The 18,230-nt window shown below is 61.2% G+C and carries 17 protein-coding genes; 6 read left to right on the top strand and 11 right to left on the bottom strand.

All coding sequences use genetic code 11. The features are described 5' to 3' along the window. Positions 1–23 precede the first annotated feature (23 nt). The gene (locus J3P75_RS04270) at positions 24–701 is read right to left on the bottom strand and encodes a TetR/AcrR family transcriptional regulator (RefSeq protein ID WP_434709431.1); all 678 of its coding nucleotides are present in this window, start codon (positions 699–701) and stop codon (positions 24–26) included. A 101-nt stretch (positions 702–802) separates the two neighbouring features. Further along, a complete protein-coding gene (gene quiC, locus J3P75_RS04265; protein WP_434709430.1) occupies positions 803–2,704 on the bottom strand; it encodes a 3-dehydroshikimate dehydratase QuiC in 1,902 nt (633 codons plus the stop codon). A gap of 272 nt (positions 2,705–2,976) precedes the next feature. Between quiC and J3P75_RS04260 the strand changes: the two genes are divergently transcribed. After that, the gene (locus J3P75_RS04260; RefSeq protein WP_203419584.1) at positions 2,977–4,314 is read left to right on the top strand and encodes an MFS transporter; all 1,338 of its coding nucleotides are present in this window, start codon (positions 2,977–2,979) and stop codon (positions 4,312–4,314) included. Positions 4,315–4,455: 141 nt separating this feature from the next. Here J3P75_RS04260 and J3P75_RS04255 read toward each other — a convergent pair whose 3' ends face one another. Further along, entirely contained in the window at positions 4,456–5,334 is an 879-nt protein-coding gene (locus tag J3P75_RS04255; protein WP_090286526.1) for a DMT family transporter, read from the bottom strand. A 371-nt stretch (positions 5,335–5,705) separates the two neighbouring features. Here J3P75_RS04255 and ypfJ point away from each other — a divergent pair, with 371 nt between their 5' ends. Together ypfJ and J3P75_RS04245 are read left to right on the top strand one after the other, a co-directional pair. Then, on the top strand, positions 5,706–6,590 hold the full coding sequence (gene ypfJ, locus J3P75_RS04250) for a KPN_02809 family neutral zinc metallopeptidase (protein WP_258447935.1): 885 nt from the start codon (positions 5,706–5,708) through the stop codon (positions 6,588–6,590). After that, on the top strand, positions 6,591–7,544 hold the full coding sequence (locus J3P75_RS04245) for an alpha/beta fold hydrolase (RefSeq protein ID WP_434709429.1): 954 nt from the start codon (positions 6,591–6,593) through the stop codon (positions 7,542–7,544). Between the two features lie 116 nt (positions 7,545–7,660). On the opposite strand, the gene J3P75_RS04240 is transcribed toward J3P75_RS04245, so the two are convergent. The 3 genes from J3P75_RS04240 to J3P75_RS04230 form a co-directional block, all read right to left on the bottom strand. Continuing rightward, complete coding sequence (locus J3P75_RS04240; RefSeq protein WP_434709428.1) at positions 7,661–8,254, bottom strand: HAD family hydrolase; 594 nt, start codon at positions 8,252–8,254, stop codon at positions 7,661–7,663. After that, positions 8,251–9,120: an acyl-CoA thioesterase II gene (gene tesB / locus J3P75_RS04235; protein WP_208939671.1), complete on the bottom strand. Its 870-nt coding sequence runs from the start codon at positions 9,118–9,120 to the stop codon at positions 8,251–8,253. The genes J3P75_RS04240 and tesB overlap by 4 nt, the downstream gene beginning before the upstream one ends. Positions 9,121–9,229: 109 nt before the next feature. After that, positions 9,230–9,799 (bottom strand): GNAT family N-acetyltransferase, encoded by a 570-nt coding sequence (locus J3P75_RS04230; protein ID WP_434709427.1) that lies wholly within the window; start codon positions 9,797–9,799, stop codon positions 9,230–9,232. A gap of 96 nt (positions 9,800–9,895) precedes the next feature. Between J3P75_RS04230 and J3P75_RS04225 the strand changes: the two genes are divergently transcribed. Both J3P75_RS04225 and J3P75_RS04220 read left to right on the top strand, forming a co-directional pair. Next, positions 9,896–10,816, top strand: coding sequence for a histone deacetylase family protein (locus J3P75_RS04225; protein ID WP_434709426.1), 921 nt, complete (start codon positions 9,896–9,898; stop codon positions 10,814–10,816). A 271-nt stretch (positions 10,817–11,087) separates the two neighbouring features. Beyond that, positions 11,088–12,323 carry a TIGR03862 family flavoprotein gene (locus J3P75_RS04220; protein WP_434709425.1) on the top strand — a complete coding sequence of 412 codons (1,236 nt, stop codon included), beginning with the start codon at positions 11,088–11,090 and terminating at the stop codon, positions 12,321–12,323. Between the two features lie 235 nt (positions 12,324–12,558). Here J3P75_RS04220 and J3P75_RS04215 read toward each other — a convergent pair whose 3' ends face one another. From J3P75_RS04215 to J3P75_RS04195, 5 genes are all read right to left on the bottom strand, one after another. Next, positions 12,559–13,899, bottom strand: coding sequence for a DEAD/DEAH box helicase (locus J3P75_RS04215; protein ID WP_434709424.1), 1,341 nt, complete (start codon positions 13,897–13,899; stop codon positions 12,559–12,561). A gap of 52 nt (positions 13,900–13,951) precedes the next feature. After that, a complete protein-coding gene (gene yedA, locus J3P75_RS04210) occupies positions 13,952–14,887 on the bottom strand; it encodes a drug/metabolite exporter YedA (protein WP_434709423.1) in 936 nt (311 codons plus the stop codon). Positions 14,888–15,365: 478 nt separating this feature from the next. After that, positions 15,366–15,971 (bottom strand): 3'-5' exonuclease, encoded by a 606-nt coding sequence (locus tag J3P75_RS04205; protein ID WP_090286544.1) that lies wholly within the window; start codon positions 15,969–15,971, stop codon positions 15,366–15,368. A 35-nt stretch (positions 15,972–16,006) separates the two neighbouring features. Beyond that, positions 16,007–16,486, bottom strand: a complete 480-nt coding sequence (locus J3P75_RS04200; RefSeq protein ID WP_007949802.1) for an NYN domain-containing protein — start codon at positions 16,484–16,486, stop codon at positions 16,007–16,009. A 139-nt stretch (positions 16,487–16,625) separates the two neighbouring features. Beyond that, complete coding sequence (locus J3P75_RS04195; RefSeq protein WP_434709422.1) at positions 16,626–17,363, bottom strand: DUF2076 domain-containing protein; 738 nt, start codon at positions 17,361–17,363, stop codon at positions 16,626–16,628. Between the two features lie 178 nt (positions 17,364–17,541). On the opposite strand from J3P75_RS04195, the gene J3P75_RS04190 reads away from it, so the two are divergent. Further along, a complete protein-coding gene (locus J3P75_RS04190) occupies positions 17,542–18,216 on the top strand; it encodes a YciC family protein (RefSeq protein ID WP_434709421.1) in 675 nt (224 codons plus the stop codon). Positions 18,217–18,230 lie beyond the last annotated feature (14 nt).

The raw sequence follows: 18,230 nt of genomic DNA, 5'->3' as shown, positions 1-18,230 counted from the left end.
GCTCACTCCTACAGGGGATCGCGTCAGGCCTGCAGGTAACGCAACACCGACTCGCAAATCATCTCGCGGTGGCGCTGTTTGATCTGCGGATCGGGCAGATCGATCTGGAAGATCTCGCCCAGCGTATGGCGGTTCGAGACGCGATAGAAGCAGAACGAACTGATCAGCAGATGCACGTCCAGCGCATTGACCCCGCGACGGAACAGCCCTTCGTCAGCACCTCTGTGCAAGATCGCGCCGAGGGTATCGAGGATCGTGTTGTTCAGCGCCTTGATCGCATCGGAGCGTTTCACGTATTCGGCGTTGTGGATATTTTCGATGCTGACGATGCGCACGAAATCGACGTTGTGGTCGTGGTGATCGAAGGTGAATTCCACCAATCGGCGGATCGCCATTTCCGGTGGCAGCTCGTCCAGGTGCAGGCGGTTTTCGGTGCTGCGGATGTCGCCGTAGAGCTTTTCCAGCACCTCGACATACAACTGCTCCTTGCTGCCGAAGTAGTAATAGATCATGCGCTTGGAAGTGTGGATGCGCTCGGCGATCGCGTCGACACGCGCACCGGACAAGCCCTGCTGGACGAACTCGACGATCGCCTCCTGCAAAATGTTTTCGCGGGTCTTTTCCGGGTTGTTCTTGCGGCCCTTGCGCGGCTCTGCGGCGGCGGCATCCGGGGCGACGGACAGTTCTGAATTCACGGTCATTGCGGGCTCACGGCCATCACTGCACAAGCGCCGATTATGGGCCGCGCGACACAGTGAAGGAAGCCGCGCAGCCAGCGTTTAACCGCGCGTTTACGAAATTCCTACAACTTCGCCTGGCGTACCGCGCCACTGCGCGATTTGGCCATCGCCGCCAGACGCACGGCGACGTTGGCCGCGCCGTAACCGGCATAGCCGTTCTTGCGCTGGATGATCTCGAAGAAGAAGCGTCCCTCGAACGGTTCGGTGTAGACGTGAAACAGTTCGCCGCCCTGAGCATCACGGTCGTACAGCACGTTGAAATACGCCAGTTCGCTGAGAAACTCGTCATCGAAATCGAAGCGCGCGGCGAGGTCGTCGTAATAATTGAGCGGAATGTCCAGCAACGGCACGCCCGCCTCTTTGGCGCGGCTGACTTCGGCGAAGATGTCATCACAATCGAAGGCAATGTGATGCACGCCAGAACCGCGATAACTCGACAGCGCGTGGGAAATTGCGGTGTTACGGTTCTCGGAGATGTTCAGCGGCAAGCGGATCGAACTATCGCGGCTGCGCAAGGCGCGGCTCTTCACCAGGCCGTACGGGTCAGGCAGCACCACTTCGTCATCGGCCTCGAAGTCCAGCAGGCTTTTATAGAACAGCACCCAGCTGTCGAGACTGTCGGCGGGAAGCGCCATGGCCATGTGATCGATGCGCTTGAGGCCGCCACGGGCCTGCGCGTCCGCGCGCAGATTGAAATCGGTGCCGTAGACGTCCGCCTCTTCATCCACCAGATAAATCAGGCTGCCGTCCGGCGCACGGACCGCCGCCAGTTCCAGCTCGTTGGGGCCGACCAGTCCACGATAAGGCTGACCTTTATAGGCAACGGCCCGGGCCAGCGCACTGGCGCTGTCCTTGACCCGTACCGCCGTGGCGCACAACGACGGGCCATGGGCTTCAAAGAAACTGTGCGCGAAGGAATACGGTTCGGAGTTGAGGATCAGGTTGATATCGCCCTGACGCAGCAAGCTGACGCTCTTGGAACGATGCTGCCCGGCCTTGACGAAACCGAGGCGCTCCAGCCAATGGCTGAGCTTGGCGCCCAGCGCCTCGTCGACGGCGAACTCGAGAAATTCGATGCCGTTGTACTCGCTGGCCTTCGGCGTTTCGAACAGAATCTCGCGATTGGCCACCGGTTCGGCTTGTTGCTCGAGACGCTGGCGGGTTTTTTCTTCCAGATACAGCAGCGAGCGCAGACCATCGGCAGCATTGGCCCGCGGCGGTGCGGCGCGGAAGCCGTCATTGAAAATTTCCAGCGACAACGGCCCGGTGTAGCCGCTCTGGATGATCGGTGCGAGAAAGCCAGGCAGATCGAATTCGCCCTGCCCTGGGAAGCAGCGGAAATGCCGGCTCCACTCCAGCACATCCATTTGCAGGATCGGCGCGTCGGCCATTTGCACGAAGAAGATCTTGTCGCCTGGAATCTCGGCGATCGCCGCGGGATCGCCCTTGAGCGACAAGGTGTGGAAGCTGTCGAGCAGCACGCCAAGGCTTGGATGATCGGCCTGACGCACGATGTCCCAGACCTGTTGATAAGTGTTGACGTGGCGGCCCCAGGCCAGCGCTTCGTAACCGATGCGCAAACCCCGTGCGTCGGCGCGTTCGGCCAGCAGGCGCAGGTCATCGACGAGAATCTGCTGATCGCCGACGCTGTCGGCCGCGGCGTTGCTGCATACAAGCACCAGGTCGGTGCCCAGCTCCTGCATCAGGTCGAACTTGCGCTCGGCGCGTTCCAGATTGCGCGCCAGCCGATCACGGCGGCAGCCTTCGAAATCCCGGAACGGCTGGAACAGCGTGATGGCGATGCCGAGGTCGGCGCACATCTGCTTGATTTCGCGCGGGCTGCCGTCGTAATACAGCAGGTCGTTTTCGAAAATCTCTACCCCGTCGAACCCGGCGGCGGCGATGGCTTCGAGTTTTTCCGGCAGGGTGCCGCTCAAGGAAACGGTGGCGATGGAACGCTGCATGTTTGAACTCCCGCTGGAGACGGCGGCTGCGTGAGCCGCGCCGCTTTTATAGGATGAGCAAATTATTGGCTGCATCGTTTCCGGCAGCAATTTAAAGTGTACTACCCGGTTAGTTTTGCGTGCGATTATCGAACACAATGGCGGTTTGGCGAATTGACGATTTTTCGTCCACTGCCCAACATCGACCGCACATTGAGTCCGGATCTGAACCACCGGTCGCAGCGTGCAAGCAAAAGCACACCAAATAACAAATCCAAAAACGGGTGGAACACATGATTCCTTCACAGACTTCCCGCATGGCTCCGGCCATGAGCACTGCCACGGGTGGCATCGGCGACAAGATCCGCGGCGCCATGGCCGTCGGCAAGACCCGTTGGGGCATGCTGGCGCTGGTGTTTTTCGCCACCACCCTGAACTACATCGACCGCGCCGCCCTCGGCGTCATGCAGCCGATCCTCGCCAAGGAAATGAGCTGGACGGCGATGGATTACGCCAACATCAACTTCTGGTTTCAGGTCGGCTACGCGATCGGTTTCGTCCTGCAAGGTCGCTTGATCGACCGCGTTGGCGTCAAGCGCGTGTTCTTCTGCGCCGTGCTGCTGTGGAGCCTGGCCACCGGTGCCCACGGTCTGGCGACGTCGGCGGTCGGCTTCATGGTCTGCCGGTTCATCCTCGGCTTGACCGAAGCGGCCAACTACCCGGCCTGCGTGAAAACCACGCGCCTGTGGTTCCCGGCCGGCGAACGCGCGGTTGCTACCGGCATCTTCAACGCCGGTACCAACGTCGGCGCGATGTTCACGCCGATGCTGCTGCCGCTGGTGCTGCACGTCTGGGGCTGGCAGGCGGCGTTCCTGTGCATGGCGGCATTGGGCGGAATCTGGCTGCTGTTCTGGGGTTTGAAGTATTTCAACCCGGAAGATCACCCGAGCGTGAAACAGTCGGAGCTGGACTACATTCAGCAAGAAGTCGAACCGGAGCAGGCGCGCGTGCCGTTCTCGAAAATCCTGCGGATGCGCGGCACCTGGGCCTTCGCCCTCGCCTACTCGCTGACCGCGCCGGTGTTCTGGTTCTATCTGTACTGGCTGCCGCCGTTTCTTAATCAGCAATACAACCTGGGCATCAACGTCACGCAGATGGGTATTCCGCTGATCATCATCTACGTCACGGCCGACTTCGGCAGTGTCGGCGGCGGCATTCTCTCGTCGTTCCTGATCGGTCGCGGGATGAACTCGATCAAGGCGCGGCTGCTGTCGATGTTGCTGTTCGCCTGCTGCATCATCGGCGTGGTCATGGCAGCCGGTACGGCGAATCTGTGGGTAGCGGTGGCGGCGATCTCGCTGGCGATCGGTGCGCACCAGGCCTGGACCGCGAACATCTGGAGCCTGGTAATGGACTATACGCCCAAGCACATGATGAGCACGGTGTTCGGTTTCGGCGGCATGTGCGCGGCCATCGGCGGGATGTTCATGACCCAGATCGTCGGCCACATCCTCACCGTCACCAACAATAACTACACCGTGTTGTTCACCCTGATTCCGGCGATGTATTTCCTTGCGCTGACGTGGATGTACTTCATGGCACCGCGCAAGATCCCGACTGTCAGCGAATAACCCCGCTACACCATTCCTCTGTGAAAAACCCACCTGTGGGAGCGAGCCTGCTCGCGAATGCGGACTTTCATTCAACATCAATGTTGACTGACTCACCGTCTTCGCGAGCAGGCTCGCTCCCACAAGGGTATGTCGGTTTCCTCAGCGGCGGCTCTGCTGCCACGCTGCCGCCAGCCCGCTGCAACAGATCACTGCGATGCCGACCACCGTCAGCAAACTCGGCGTGTGACTGAACAGCAACCAGCCCAGCAACCCCGCAAACACGATCTGGCAATAACCGAACGGCGCCAGCAGCGCCGGCGCGGCATGCCTGAACGCCTGGGTCAGAAACAGGTGCGCGGTCATCCCGCAACTGCCCAGCGCCAGCATCAGCGCGGCATGCGTCAGGGTCGGCACCTGCCAGAAGAACGGCACCAGCGCACTCATCACCAAGGTGTTGCACAACCCGGCGAAAAAGTTGCTGGTGGTCGGGCTGTCGACTTCGGCGAGCTTGCGCGTCAGCAGTTGATAGAAGCAGAAGAACAGCGCCGAACAGAACGGCAGCAGGATCGCCGGGGTGAACAATTCACCGCCGGGGTGGACGATGATCAGCACACCGATAAAACCGCAGATCACTGCAATCCACTGCCCGCGCGTGACCCGCTCCTTCAACAGCGGCACCGACAACGCCGTGACCAATACCGGGGCAAGAAAGTTGACCGCCGTAGCTTCGGCCAGCGGGATGTACAGCAGCGCCGTGGTGAAAAACAGACTGGTGCCGAGCAGGCACAGCGCACGCGCCAGTTGCCACAACGGTTTTTTGGTGCGCAGCACGCGTAACCCGGATTGCGGCAGAAAGATCCCCGCCATCAACAAGGTGTGCACCACATAACGCGCCCAGACCACCATTACGATGGGATAGAAACCGGAGAGGTATTTCGACAACGCGTCGTGGCTGGAAAACAGAAACGTCGCCACGACAATCAGCAGGATCCCCTTGAAGGGCTGGTTGACGCCGGAGAGCGGAGTGCTGACGGTCATTGGCAATCTCTGAGAACAATACGATGGCGATCGGCTTCGGCAATCATAGCTGGCCGAGCTTTCAGCAAGCCGAACCGACCTGAAACATCTTCGCCGGGAAACCGCCGTTGAGCAAAAGAGCAAGGCAAGATTCCGGCCATGTCGGCGCGCAGCCTGCCCCATCACAGACTGCTGTCTAAAGTGCCAGTTCACGCAAATGCCCGGAGAAATTCTGCTGTGGATTGAATTTGCGGACCTGCCGACCGTCAATAACAAGCCCGCCCGACGCGGGCACTGGTGAATGGACGGACGACCGGACTGGCGCCACACTCACACAGCGGCAACACTCATCACCATCTGATTCATCACCGGCAATAAAAGAGGATTCCCACATGCTATGGAAAAAAGGCCGACGCAGTGACAACGTCGTCGATGCCCGGGGTGATGACTCAGGCGGTGGCGGCGGTATGCGTTTTGGCGGCGGCAAAGGCCTGAGCCTGGGGGCGATCCTGTTGATCGTCGGCATCGGCTGGATCACCGGCCAGGACCCGCTGCAGATTCTCGGCCAGTTGACCGGGCAAATGGAGCAATCGGCACCCACGTCTCAAACCCGTCAGGCACCGCCGGCCAACGATGAGCAAGCCGAATTCGTCCGTTCGATCCTCGGCGATACCGAAGACACCTGGGGCGCGATTTTCCAGCAGGCCGGGCGGCAATACAAAGACCCGACCCTGGTGCTGTTCAGCAATCGGGTCAATTCCGCCTGTGGCATGGCGACTTCGGCCAGCGGCCCGTTCTACTGCCCCGCCGACCAGAAGGTCTATCTGGACATGGCGTTCTTCCAGGAAATGTCGCAACGCTTCAAAGCTGCCGGCGACTTCGCCCAGGCCTACGTGATCGCGCACGAAGTCGGCCACCATGTGCAAACGCTGCTCGGCGTCTCGGCGAAAATGCAGACCGCGCGCCAGCAAGGTCGGCAGATGGAGGGCGACGGTGGCCTGTTGGTGCGGCAGGAACTGCAAGCCGACTGCCTCGCCGGCGTCTGGGCCTACAGCGCGCAGAAGCGTCTCAACTGGCTTGAGCCCGGCGATATCGAAGAAGCCTTGAACGCTGCTAACGCCATCGGTGATGATCGCCTGCAACAACAGGGTCAGGGCCGGGTCGTGCCAGACTCGTTTACCCACGGCACGTCAGCGCAAAGGGTGCGCTGGTTCAAAACCGGATTCGCGCAAGGCCAGGTCGGCCAGTGCGACACCTTCGCGGCGAAAAACCTGTAAATGCATAAATGGCTTTTGGCGTTAATGATCGTTGCTGGCACAGCGCAAGCTGCGGGTGTCGATGCGGTCAGCTCCGGTCGCTTGCAATTGAAGGCTGGAGAGATGGCGGTGGGCATCGGCCCGGCGCCTGAGAAAATCGAGCGCGTAGTGATCGTTGTTCACGGCCGCTTGCGCAACGCCGAGACCTACCGCAAGAGTGCCGAAAGCGCCACCGAGCTGGCCGGGCAAAGCAGCCACACGCTGGTGATCGCACCGCAGTTTCTCAATGAAAGCGACGTCGCCCTGTATTCGCTGCCCGCCACACTGCTGCGTTGGCAGGGCAACGACTGGATGGGCGGCGGCTTGTCGATCGGGCCGAACCCGTTGAGTTCCTACGCAGCCCTTGATGAGATCGTCGCGCGCGTCAGCGATCGCAAACAGTTTCCCGACGTGAAGCAAGTGGTGATCTTCGGCCACTCCGGCGGCGCTCAGGTTGTGCAACGCTATGCCCTGCTTGCCAAGGATCAGCCGGCGCTGAAAACCAACGGCATCCGCTTGCGCTACGTCGTCGCCAATCCTTCTTCATACGCCTATTTCAACGAGCAGCGACCGGTGGCGTTCGATCATGCTGCCTGTCCAGGCTTCAATCGCTGGAAATATGGCCTGGCCGACATGCCGGTGTACGCCGGTGGGCAAACGCCGTTGCAGGTGGAAAGCCGCTACGTCAAACGCGAAGTTATATATCTGCTCGGCCAGCAAGACACCGACCCCGAGCACCCGGCGCTGGACAAGAGCTGCGCCGCCGAGGCGCAAGGCGCTTATCGGTTGATGCGGGGCAAGCTGTATTTTGGGTATTTGCTGCGCCGGCATCCGGAGGGCGTAAACCAGCGGCTGATTGAAGTGCCTGGGGTTGGGCATAACGGTGATGAGATGTTGACCTCGGCGGAGGGGCAGAAGGCGTTGTTCGATCAGTGAGCTTTTTATTGAATGTGCCGACGCTATCGCGAGCAGGCTCACTCCTACAGGGGGACGCATTTCAAATTGTAGGAGTGAGCCTGCTCGCGATGAGGCCATCACAAACAAAATATTCCTTAAGCCTGAAGCATCCGTCGCAACTCCACACAATCGCGTGCATGCCAATCGGTCAATTCCGGCCACGGGTTATCCGGCAGATTCACCAGCACCGTCCGCGCGCCCGCCGCTCGTCCGCAATCGAGATCGAAGCGGTAATCACCGACCATGACCATTTCACTGGCCGGCACATCCCAGGCCTGCGCCAGTTTCAGCAAGCCACCGGGGTGCGGTTTTGGCGGCGCTTCATCGCGACCCAATACGTCCTCGACTTTGAAGCAGTCGGCCAGACCGATCGCCTCCAGCGTCACATGCGCCAGTTCCCGTGCGTTGCGGGTGAGGATGCCGAGGCGATAACCGCGTGCGTTCAGCTCGCGCACCAGCTCCACCGCGCCGGTGGCCGGGGTCGAACCCAGCGCCAGATCGCGCTCATGTTCGAGCAGCCACGCGTGTTTCGCCCCCGCTTCAGCGGCCGGCAACGCGGCGAGGTGGGTGAGGATGTCGTCTTCCGGCGGGATCGCCAGCGCCACGCGAATGGCGGCGAAGTCATGCACGGCCACCGTCAGGGTGCCGTCCATGTCGAACACCCAATGACGCACCTCGGCCAGGCTCATGCCCAATCCTGGCGGTGGCGGATCAGGCCTTCTTGCGTCACTGAGGCGACCAGTTGCCCGGCGCGGTTGTACACGCTGCCACGGGAGAACCCGCGGGAATTTCCAGCCCACGGGCTGTCCATGGCGTAGAGCAACCAGTCATCGGCGCGCAGATCGTTGTGGAACCACAGCGCGTGATCGAGGCTGGCGACCTGCATGTCTTTTTGCCAAACCGATTTGCCGTGGGGCAGCATTGAGGTGGTCAGCAGGCCGAAGTCCGAGGCGTAGGCCAGCAGGTATTTATGCAGTGCGGGAATGTCGGCCAGGGCACCATCGGCGCGGAACCAGACATATTTGACCGGATCGGCCGGCTGCGGGTTGTACGGGTCTTTTTCGGTGACCGGACGGACTTCGATCGGTTTCGGGCAGAGCAGTTTTTCGCGCATGTGCTCGGGGATCAGGTGCGCGCGTTGCTGGGTCAGTTCCAGCTCCGAGGGCAGGTTTTCCGGGCCGACCACCACCGGCATCTGGCTCTGGTGCTCGAAGCCTTTTTCGTCGTACTGGAACGAAGCGCTGCAAGTGAAGATCGGGTGGCCCTTCTGGATCGCCGTGACGCGGCGGGTGCTGAAACTGCCGCCATCGCGCACGCGATCGACCGAGTACACCACCGGCAACTTGGCGTCGCCCGGGCGCAGGAAATAACCGTGCATCGAATGCACATGCCGCGCTTCTTCAACGGTCTGACTGGCCGCCGACAGTGACTGGCCGAGCACCTGACCACCGAACAGCTGACGGAAACCCAGATCCTGGCTGCGACCACGGAAAAGGTTTTCTTCGATCGGTTCCAGGGTCAGCAAGTCGACCAGATCTTCCAACACTTGGCTCATTCAGACTCTCCTCACACAAAGCAGTGCCGCGCAGTCTTGGCTGCGGCGGCCGATTCAGATTCTGGCGCGGGCCAATGATTTGGCGGCCATTGTAAACATCCGTGTCGGCTTATTCATGCAAGGTTTGCAACCATTGTTCGCGGCTGATGCGGTACAGCACGTGTCGGCGCAACGGATGGTCGGCGGCAAGCTTGGGGTGATCGAAATCATCCTGCGGATCGTGGTGCATGCCAATCGCCTGCATGACCTTCTCCGAGGGCAGATTGCTTTGCGCGGTGAACGAGACGATTACCTCCAGCTTCAGTTGATCGAAACCGGCGCGCAACGCGGTCCACGCCGCTTCACTGGCATAACCCAGCCCCCAGTGTTCCTTGGCCAGGCGCCAGCCGATTTCCACCGCCGGGGTGAACGGCGCATCGAAGCCGACCACGCCAAGCCCGGTGAAACCGATGAATTCGCCGGTGTCCTTGCGTTCCAGCGCCCACAGGCCAAAGCCGTGCTCGGAAAAATGCCCGCGTATGCGCCCGATCACCGCCGCGCTTTCCAGCCGGGTCAAGGGTGCCGGAAAGTAGCGCATCACCTGCGGATCGGCACACATCGCCGCGAACGCCGGCAAATCCTCGTCCTGCCACTGTCGCATCAGCAAGCGTGCGCTTTGCAGTTCCAGTATTGGCTCCATCGTCTTCTCCATTTCCATGCCGCCAGTCTACATCGCTGGTAGGATCGTCAGCGCTGCGCCGAATTCCCGAATGACCCGCCAATATCAGACATCACCATGCCTTTGCCGCTGATCTACCACGAAGACTACAGCCCCGAGTTCCCGGCGGATCACCGCTTCCCAATGGACAAGTTCCGCCTGCTGCGCGATCACCTGGTCGACACGGGCCTGACCCGCGACGCTGATCTGCTGCGGCCGCAGATCTGCCCCAACGATATCCTCGCCCTCGCCCATGACCGCAGCTATATCGAACGCTACATGAGCGGCGAGTTGTCCCGCGAAGACCAACGGCGCCTCGGCCTGCCGTGGAACAAGGCCTTGGCGCGGCGCACGGTACGCGCGGTCGGTGGTTCGATCCTCGCAGCAGAGAAAGCCCTGGAGCATGGCTTGGCCTGCCACCTGGCGGGCGGTACCCATCATGCGCATTACGATTATCCGGCGGGTTTCTGCATCTTTAATGACCTGGCGATCATCAGCCAGTACCTGCTGCAAAGCGGCCGGGTCAATCGCGTGCTGATCTTCGATTGCGATGTGCATCAGGGCGACGGCACCGCGCGGATTCTCCACGACACACCGGAGGCGATTACCGTTTCCCTGCACTGCGAGAAGAATTTTCCTGCACGCAAGGCCGACAGCGACTGGGACATTCCGCTGCCCAAAGGCATGGGCGATGCCGATTATCTGCAGGTCGTCGATGACACGCTCAACTACCTGTTGCCGCTGTATCAACCGGATCTGGTGCTGTACGACGCCGGCGTCGATGTACACAAGGACGATGCCCTCGGCTATCTGCAATTGACCGACGAAGGCGTGGCTGCCCGCGATGAAAGCGTGATGCGTCATTGTCTGGGCCGCGACATACCGGTAGTCGGGGTCATCGGCGGCGGCTACAGCAAGGACCGTTACGCCCTCGCCCGCCGCCACGGCATCCTCCACCACAGCGCGCAACGGGTGTGGGATTCACACGGTTGTCACTGAAGTATGCCGCGTTACCCACAATCGCTGTGGAACTGCCTGTGGATAACCTGAGTGAAAGGGGTTGCAAGCCATATGGACCGTGGCGTTGAGAAGACTGGTTAATAATTAGCCAGCCCGAAAAACCCTGTAGGAGTGAGCCTGCTCGCGATAGCGGACTGACATTCAACATTGATGCCGGCTGATCAACCGCTATCGCGAGCAGGCTTACTCCTACAAGGGGCGGCGCTGTTAGAATACGCGCCTTATCCCGCCATACCGCAGCGCACCGACCATGACCCAGAACTCCGCCCCCATTACTGCTCACGTCGCCATCATCGGCGGTGGCCCCGCCGGCCTGATGGCCGCCGAAGTGCTGAGCCAGGCCGGAATCCGCGTCGATCTGTACGACGGCATGCCCTCGGTAGGACGCAAGTTCCTGCTGGCCGGGGTCGGCGGCATGAACATCACCCACTCCGAACCTTACCCGGCCTTCCTCTCGCGCTACGCCGAACGCGCACCGCACATCGCCCCGCTGCTGCGCGGTTTCGACGCCGATGCGTTGTGTCAGTGGATTCATGCGCTGGGCATCGAAACCTTTGTCGGCAGCTCCGGCCGCGTGTTCCCCACCGACATGAAAGCCGCACCGCTGCTGCGCGCCTGGCTCAAACGCCTGCGCGACAGCGGCGTGGTTATCCACACCCGCCACCGCTGGCTCGGCTGGGATGAGCACGGCGCCTTGCGCATCGATAGCCCGAACGGCGAAATCCGCGTCAGCCCGGACGCCACCCTGCTGGCCCTCGGCGGCGGCAGCTGGTCGCGCCTCGGTTCGGATGGCGCGTGGATGTTGCCGCTGGAGCAGCGCGGCGTGGCCCTGGCGCAGTTGCAGCCAAGTAATTGCGGCTTCGAGGCGCAGGCCTGGAGCGAACTGCTGGTGAACAAATTCGCCGGTGCGCCCCTGAAAAACATCGCCATCGGTCTGGACGACGATGCTCCGCGCTTGGGCGAATGCGTGATCACCGCGACCGGGATCGAAGGCAGCCTGATCTATGCCCTGTCGGCGCCGATCCGCGAGGCGATCAATCGCTATGGCGCGGCGGTTATCCACATTGATCTGCTGCCCGGCCGCCCTGTGGATAAATTGCACGCGGCGTTGAGCAAACCGCGCGGCTCGCGTTCGATGGCCAAGCATCTGCACAGTCAGGTCGGAATTGATGGGGTGAAAGCGGCGCTTTTGCGTGAATTGACCGATGCCGAGACGTTCGCCGACCCGGCGCTGTTGGCACGGGCGATCAAAGCGCTGCCGCTGACTTTAGTGAAAACCCGGCCGTTGGACGAAGCGATCAGCAGCGCCGGCGGGGTGACCTTCGAGGCGATGGACGAGCGCTTGATGCTCAAGGCGCTGCCGGGGGTGTTCTGTGCGGGTGAAATGCTTGATTGGGAAGCGCCAACGGGCGGGTATTTGCTGACGGGGTGTTTTGCCAGCGGGCGGGCGGCGGGGTTGGGTATTGTGCAGTGGCTCGAAAGCTAAACCCTCACCCCAGCCCTCTCCCAGAGGGAGAGGGAGCCGACCGCGGTGTCTGGCGTGCCACATCGACCTGAAACACCGAGTCGATTATGGATTTGGTCAGCCGACCGAAGTGTCTGGCGAAAGCTCTGTCGATTGTGGATTCACAACAGTCGGATCAGGTCGGCGTAGTTCCCGAATATCCCCCAATCAGTCCCCTCTCCCCCTGGGAGAGGGTTAGGGTGAGGGGCTTTTGACTTTAAGGCTTACGCTTACGCGGCCCGGTATTGAACACCGGCACTTTACGCACTGGCTTGATCGACGGCTCCGGCGCTTGCGTATCACCGCTGTCGACCCACTTGCCCAGATTACGTTTTCCACCGCCACCGCCGGACGCTTTCGGCTTTTTCGGTTTCTTCGGCTTCTTGATCACCTGACCGCTGGCATCGGTATCCGGCACGCGGTGCTCCGGCTCAAAATCCGGCTCGTTCTGGCGCTTCAAGGTCTGACGCGTGAGCATTTCAATCGCCGACAACATGTTCACTTCATCGGCACACACCAGCGAGATCGCCTCACCGGTCGCGCCCGCGCGCCCGGTACGACCGATGCGGTGAATGTAATCCTCGGCCACGATCGGCAGATCGAAGTTCACCACCAGCGGCAAATCCTCAATGTCCAGACCACGGGCGGCCACATCGGTCGCCACCAGAATCTGCACCTCACTGAGTTTGAAGCGGTCCAGCGCACGCTGGCGGGTCGCCTGCGGTTTGTCGCCGTGAATACCGTCGGCGTTGACGCCCAGACCCTGGAGCTTTTCCACCAGCGCATCGACGCCGTTACGGGTCTTGGCGAACACCAGCACTTGCTTCCACTTGTTCTTGCGCATCAAGTGCACGAACAGCTCGGCCTTGCGCTTCTTGTCGACTGTGACGATCCACTGCTTGACCGTATTGGCCGCCACGTTGCGTGGGCTGACTTCGACGGTTAGCGGATCGTTAAGCATCTGCCCGGCCAACAGGCGGATGTCATCGGAGAACGTCGCCGAGAACAACAGCGTCTGGCGCTTTTTCGGCAGCATGCGGTAAATGTTCGCCAGTTCTTCAGAGAAGCCCAGGTCGAGCATACGGTCGGCTTCATCCAGCACCAGAGTTTGTAGCTGATTGAGTTTCAGCGCGTTCTGGCGGAACAGGTCGATCAAGCGACCGGGCGTGGCGACCAGCACATCGACGCCGCCGCGCAGCTTCATCATCTGCGGGTTGATGCTGACACCGCCGTACACCGCATAAGTGCGCAGCGGCAGACTTTCCGCGTACTGGCGCACGGCCTCGTGGACCTGCTCGGCCAGTTCGCGGGTCGGCACCAGAATCAGCGCACGCGCCGAGTTGGCGGTGACTTTCGGCCCTTCCATGGCCAGCAACTGCAACAGCGGCAAGGCGAAACCGGCGGTCTTGCCGGTGCCAGTCTGCGCCGCCGCCATCAGGTCACGACCGGCCAGCACGGCCGGAATGGCTTGCGCCTGCACCGGCGTCGGGGTCTGGTAGCCGAGCGTCTCAAGGGAGCGCAGCAAGGGTTCGATCAGGCCAAGGGAGGCGAAAGTCATGGGAGTACCGTAGGAAAAAATGACGCGGGGATGCAATGCCGCGCAGTTTACCCTAATTCGTCCGCGCTTCCGTCGGATCGGCTTGCGCTTCCTCGACCAGCACTTGCTTCGGCCGCCGCCACTGCGGCAGGCTGATCAGCAATACGGCGCTGATGATCACCAGCATCGCCAGCGCTTCTTCGATGCCGATGGTCTCGCCCACAAACACGATCCCCAGCAGTACGGCGACGGCCGGGTTGACATAGGCATAGCTGGTTGCCGCTGCCGGGCGCACATGCTTGAGCAGGTACATGTAGGAATTAAAGGCGATGATCGAGCCGAAGAAGATCAGATAGGCCAGCGCCAGCCAGCCTTCGACCGGCGGCAGCGCTTGCAGGTGTTCACCGCTCACCGCGCTGCCGATCAACAGCACCACGCCGCCGACCAGCATTTCCACCGCGCTGGCCATGGCCCCCTGCGGCAACGGCAGATACTTGCTCCACACCGAACCGAACGCCCAGGTCGCCGCAGCGAAAATCAGCAATGCGGCGCCGAGCGGGCTCGATTGCAGGTTTGAACCCATGTTGAGCATGGCGATGCCGATAATCCCCAGCGCCACCCCGGCCCACTCGAGACGGGTATTACGCGCGCCCCAGAAATAACCGAACAACAAGGTGAACAGCGGCACCGTCGCCACCGCCAGCGCCGCCACGCCGGAAGCCACACCGGTGTGTTCGGCCACGCTCACCGCGCCATTACCGAAACTGAGCAGCAAAATCCCGATCAGCCCCGCCGCTTTCCACTGCGCCCAGGTCGGCGCCGGCGCCCCACGCCAGCGCAGAAAGGCGTACATCAACGTGCCAGCAATCACAAAGCGCACCCCGCCCAGCATCAGCGGCGGCCAGTATTCAACGCCGATGCGGATCACCAGGTAGGTCGATCCCCAAATCACATACAGCGCAAAAAACGCGGCGATCAGCGGCAAGGAAAAACGGCGCAAGGCAGGCATGGGCAGCTCGACAGTCAGTGTCAGGAAATTGAGTATTCTAGAAAGGCGCGCCCGCAAAGATAAGTTACAAAACCTGTTTATCGCGCCGGTACACTTTTGAAAACAGGGAGATCGTCGGGTTTATCCGCGGTTTCGAAAGTCTGATTTCGAAGCCAACGGCAAATCAATCTGAAACGGCGCATTTCCATGTGGGAGCCAGCCTGCTGGCGATGGCGTCAGTTCAGCCGAAAGATAGATTGAATGACACACCGCTATCGCCAGCAGGCTGGCTCCCACAGGGGTTCGTTGTCGGTCTCGGAATCAGCGAACACGCCGTGAGAGAATTTCGAATCCAACGATGAACAGGCAGAATCTACGCATACCCATGTGGGAGCCAGCCTGCTGGCGATGGCGTCAGTTCAGCCAAAAGATAGATTGAATGACACACCGCTATCGCCAGCAGGCTGGCTCCCACAGGGGTTCGTTGTCGGTCTCGGGATCAGCGATAGCGCAGCAGGTGTTCGTTGACCTTGGCAGCCGGGACTTTCTGCAATTTGCACAGCAGGTCATGGTTCAGTTCGCGCACGCCGTGCTTGTGTCGTAGCTCGTCGGCCAGATGCGCCATCAGGTTGGCTGCCATTTCGGCGTCGGCCATGGCCCGGTGAGCCTGGCCGGTGTGTGGCAGGCTGGCGAAGGTGGTGAGGGTGCCGAGCTTGTGATTGGGAGCCGCGGGCATCAGGCGCCGTGCCAGCAACAAGGAGCAGGCAAAGTTCTGCAAGCGGGTGCGCTTGATCCGCCCCAGTTCGAAATCCCAGAACTTCTGGTCGAACGAGGCGTTGTGCGCCAGCAGCGGTGTGCAGCCGACGAACTCGTTGACCTCTTCCATCACCCGTTCGGCTGACGGCGCGCTGCGCAGCATGGCGTTGCTGATGCCGGTCAGTTGTTCGATAAACGCCGGGACGCGCACACCGGCGTTCATCAGGCTTTGGTAACGCTCGACGATGCGGCCATTCTCCAGCATGACCACGGCGATTTCCGTGGCGCGGCAATTGCTGTTCGGCGCCAGGCCAGTGGTTTCAAAGTCGATGACTGCAATGCGTTCCAAACCGGGTTCAACTCCGTTCAAATCATTTTTTGAGCTTAATTCTTCAGCAGCAGTGCGCCTTCGATCGGCACGTAGCGGCTGGCGGCGCGGATCAGCGAGTTGGCGGTCAGGCCGGGTACGCCATAAGCCACTGCCTGCACCCCGTGTTTGCTGATGATGCGTTCGAGCAGCATGTCGAAATCGCCGTCACCGGACGCCAGGACAATTTCGTCGACGTGGTCGGCGGCGTCCATGATGTCGAGGGTGATGCCCACGTCCCAGTCGCCCTTGGCCGAGCCGTCGCTGCGCTGGATGTAGGGCTTGAGTTTCACGGTGAAACCGAGGTTGCGCAGGATCTGCTGGAATTGCTGCTGCTTGCTGTCGCCGCGGTCGATCGCGTAGGCATAGGCCTCGACGATCTGCCCGTCCTTGCTGATGTCGGCCCACAAAGCGGCGTAGTTGAAATGGCAACCATAGGCCTGACGCACGGTGTAGTAGAGGTTCTGCACGTCGGCGAACACTGCGATTTTTTTCACCGGAGTTCCTGTGGGTGCGCACGCGCACGAAGCGGGATCAGGCCCAGGGCCTGAAAAAGGCGCTCAGTATGCCAGCCCGAGGGAAGATTCCGCGAATAATCGGCCCGAAGCCCCGAGGGGCTCCGGACGAATGGTGAAGTCAGACGAAGGAATCGTCGTCATCGAAGAACGACGAACTGTCGTTGCTGTAATCGGTGTCGGTGAAACCGCTGTCCGCCACGCGCTGGTCATCGCCCCAGCCGTTATTGCTCTGGTCGGCGACCTGGGCCGGTTCTTCCTTGATCACCTCGACGATTTCCTGCGGCTGCTGGTTGTGATGAAACAGGCTGCTGATGCCTTGCGCGAGCATCACGCCGCCGGCAACGCCTGCCGCGGTTTTCAACGCACCGCCGAGGAAGCTGTTGCCCGCTGCTGGCGCGGCTTGTTGTGCGTAATTGGTCGGCGCTGCGCCGAAGTTCGCTTGTGGCGCCGGGGCCGCGTAATTCTGCTGCGGCGCCGGTTCACGCCAGCCACCGGTGGATGCCGGGGCGGGATTTTGCGTCTGCGCCGGGCGCGAACTGCCACCGCCAAAAATGCTCGACAGGAAGCCACCGCCACCGCTCGCTGCCGGTGCAGCACCTTGCGCCTTGGCCGACTGCAACTCGGCCTGCAGACGCTGCACTTGCTGGGTCAGTTGCTGGTTCTGTTCATTGAGGCTCTTGAGCGCCGCCTCTTGCACCAGAATCGCCTGGGTCATGAAATAGCCTGCCGCCGGCTGGCGCGTCAGGTGTTCCTTGATCCGCGCCTCGGCCTGGGCGTCACGCGGGGCTGCCTCCGTTTCGGCCTGTTGCAGCCGGGAAAACAGTCCATCGATCAGGGTTTGCTCTTCGCTGTTCATGGCGACCTCGTAGATTGCCGGTAATAACGTGCCCGCGACCACTCTGGGCGCGGTGCTCTCCTGTAAATGGAGACAGTGGCAAAACGTTTCAATGCCCTTTACCGAATGTTTACGTTTGTGTCGCCCCGCGTTGCATCGGTTAAAGTGAGCCACTGTTTTCGACCTGCGATACCGACTGATGAATGCCCTCGAAGTACTGCGCGACTCTTTGTATTTTTTCAAACGCCACCTGGGCCGCATCGTGCAGCTGTGCCTGCCGTTGGTGGTCTTCGAAGCGTTTTTGCAGCAGGCGGTCGATCACGCCAGCGGGCCCGAAGGCTTTTCTGCAGTCAGCATCGTCGTCGGCCTGCTGGTGTACCCGCTGTACACCGCCGCACTGATCCTGTTTCTCGATGCGCGCAGCCGTGGCGAGTCGCCGCGCAACCGCGACCTGCTGGCGATGGCCGCGACCCTGTGGCCGCGCTTCGCCCTGCTGACGGCGCTCAATACCCTGCTGATTCTGCTCGGCCTGTCGCTGTACTTCCTGCCGGGGCTGATGCTGATGGTCATGCTCGCGTTCGGCGAGTACCTGCTGGTGCTGCGCGGCATGGGCCCATTGCAGGCGATGAAGGAAAGCCTGCGCCTGACCCGCGGGCATTTCTGGCGGATCCTGCTGTGTATTCTCTGTGTGATGACGCCGCTGTGGCTGCTCAAAGGCGCGACGCTGGCGGTGTATCCCGAGCCGCAGAATCCGTTGATTGCAATGCTGATCGACAGTGCGCACAGCTTCCTGCAACTGTTCACCAGCGTCGTCCTGTTCCGCCTGTTCATGCTTATCAGCGAATTGCCTGACAAGCGTGACGGAGCGATCTGACCGCGCAGCGCTTG

The organism is Pseudomonas sp. R1-1 (assembly GCF_051132135.1).
Lineage (GTDB): Bacteria > Pseudomonadota > Gammaproteobacteria > Pseudomonadales > Pseudomonadaceae > Aquipseudomonas.
This window is presented reverse-complemented; position numbering and strand designations above follow the sequence as displayed.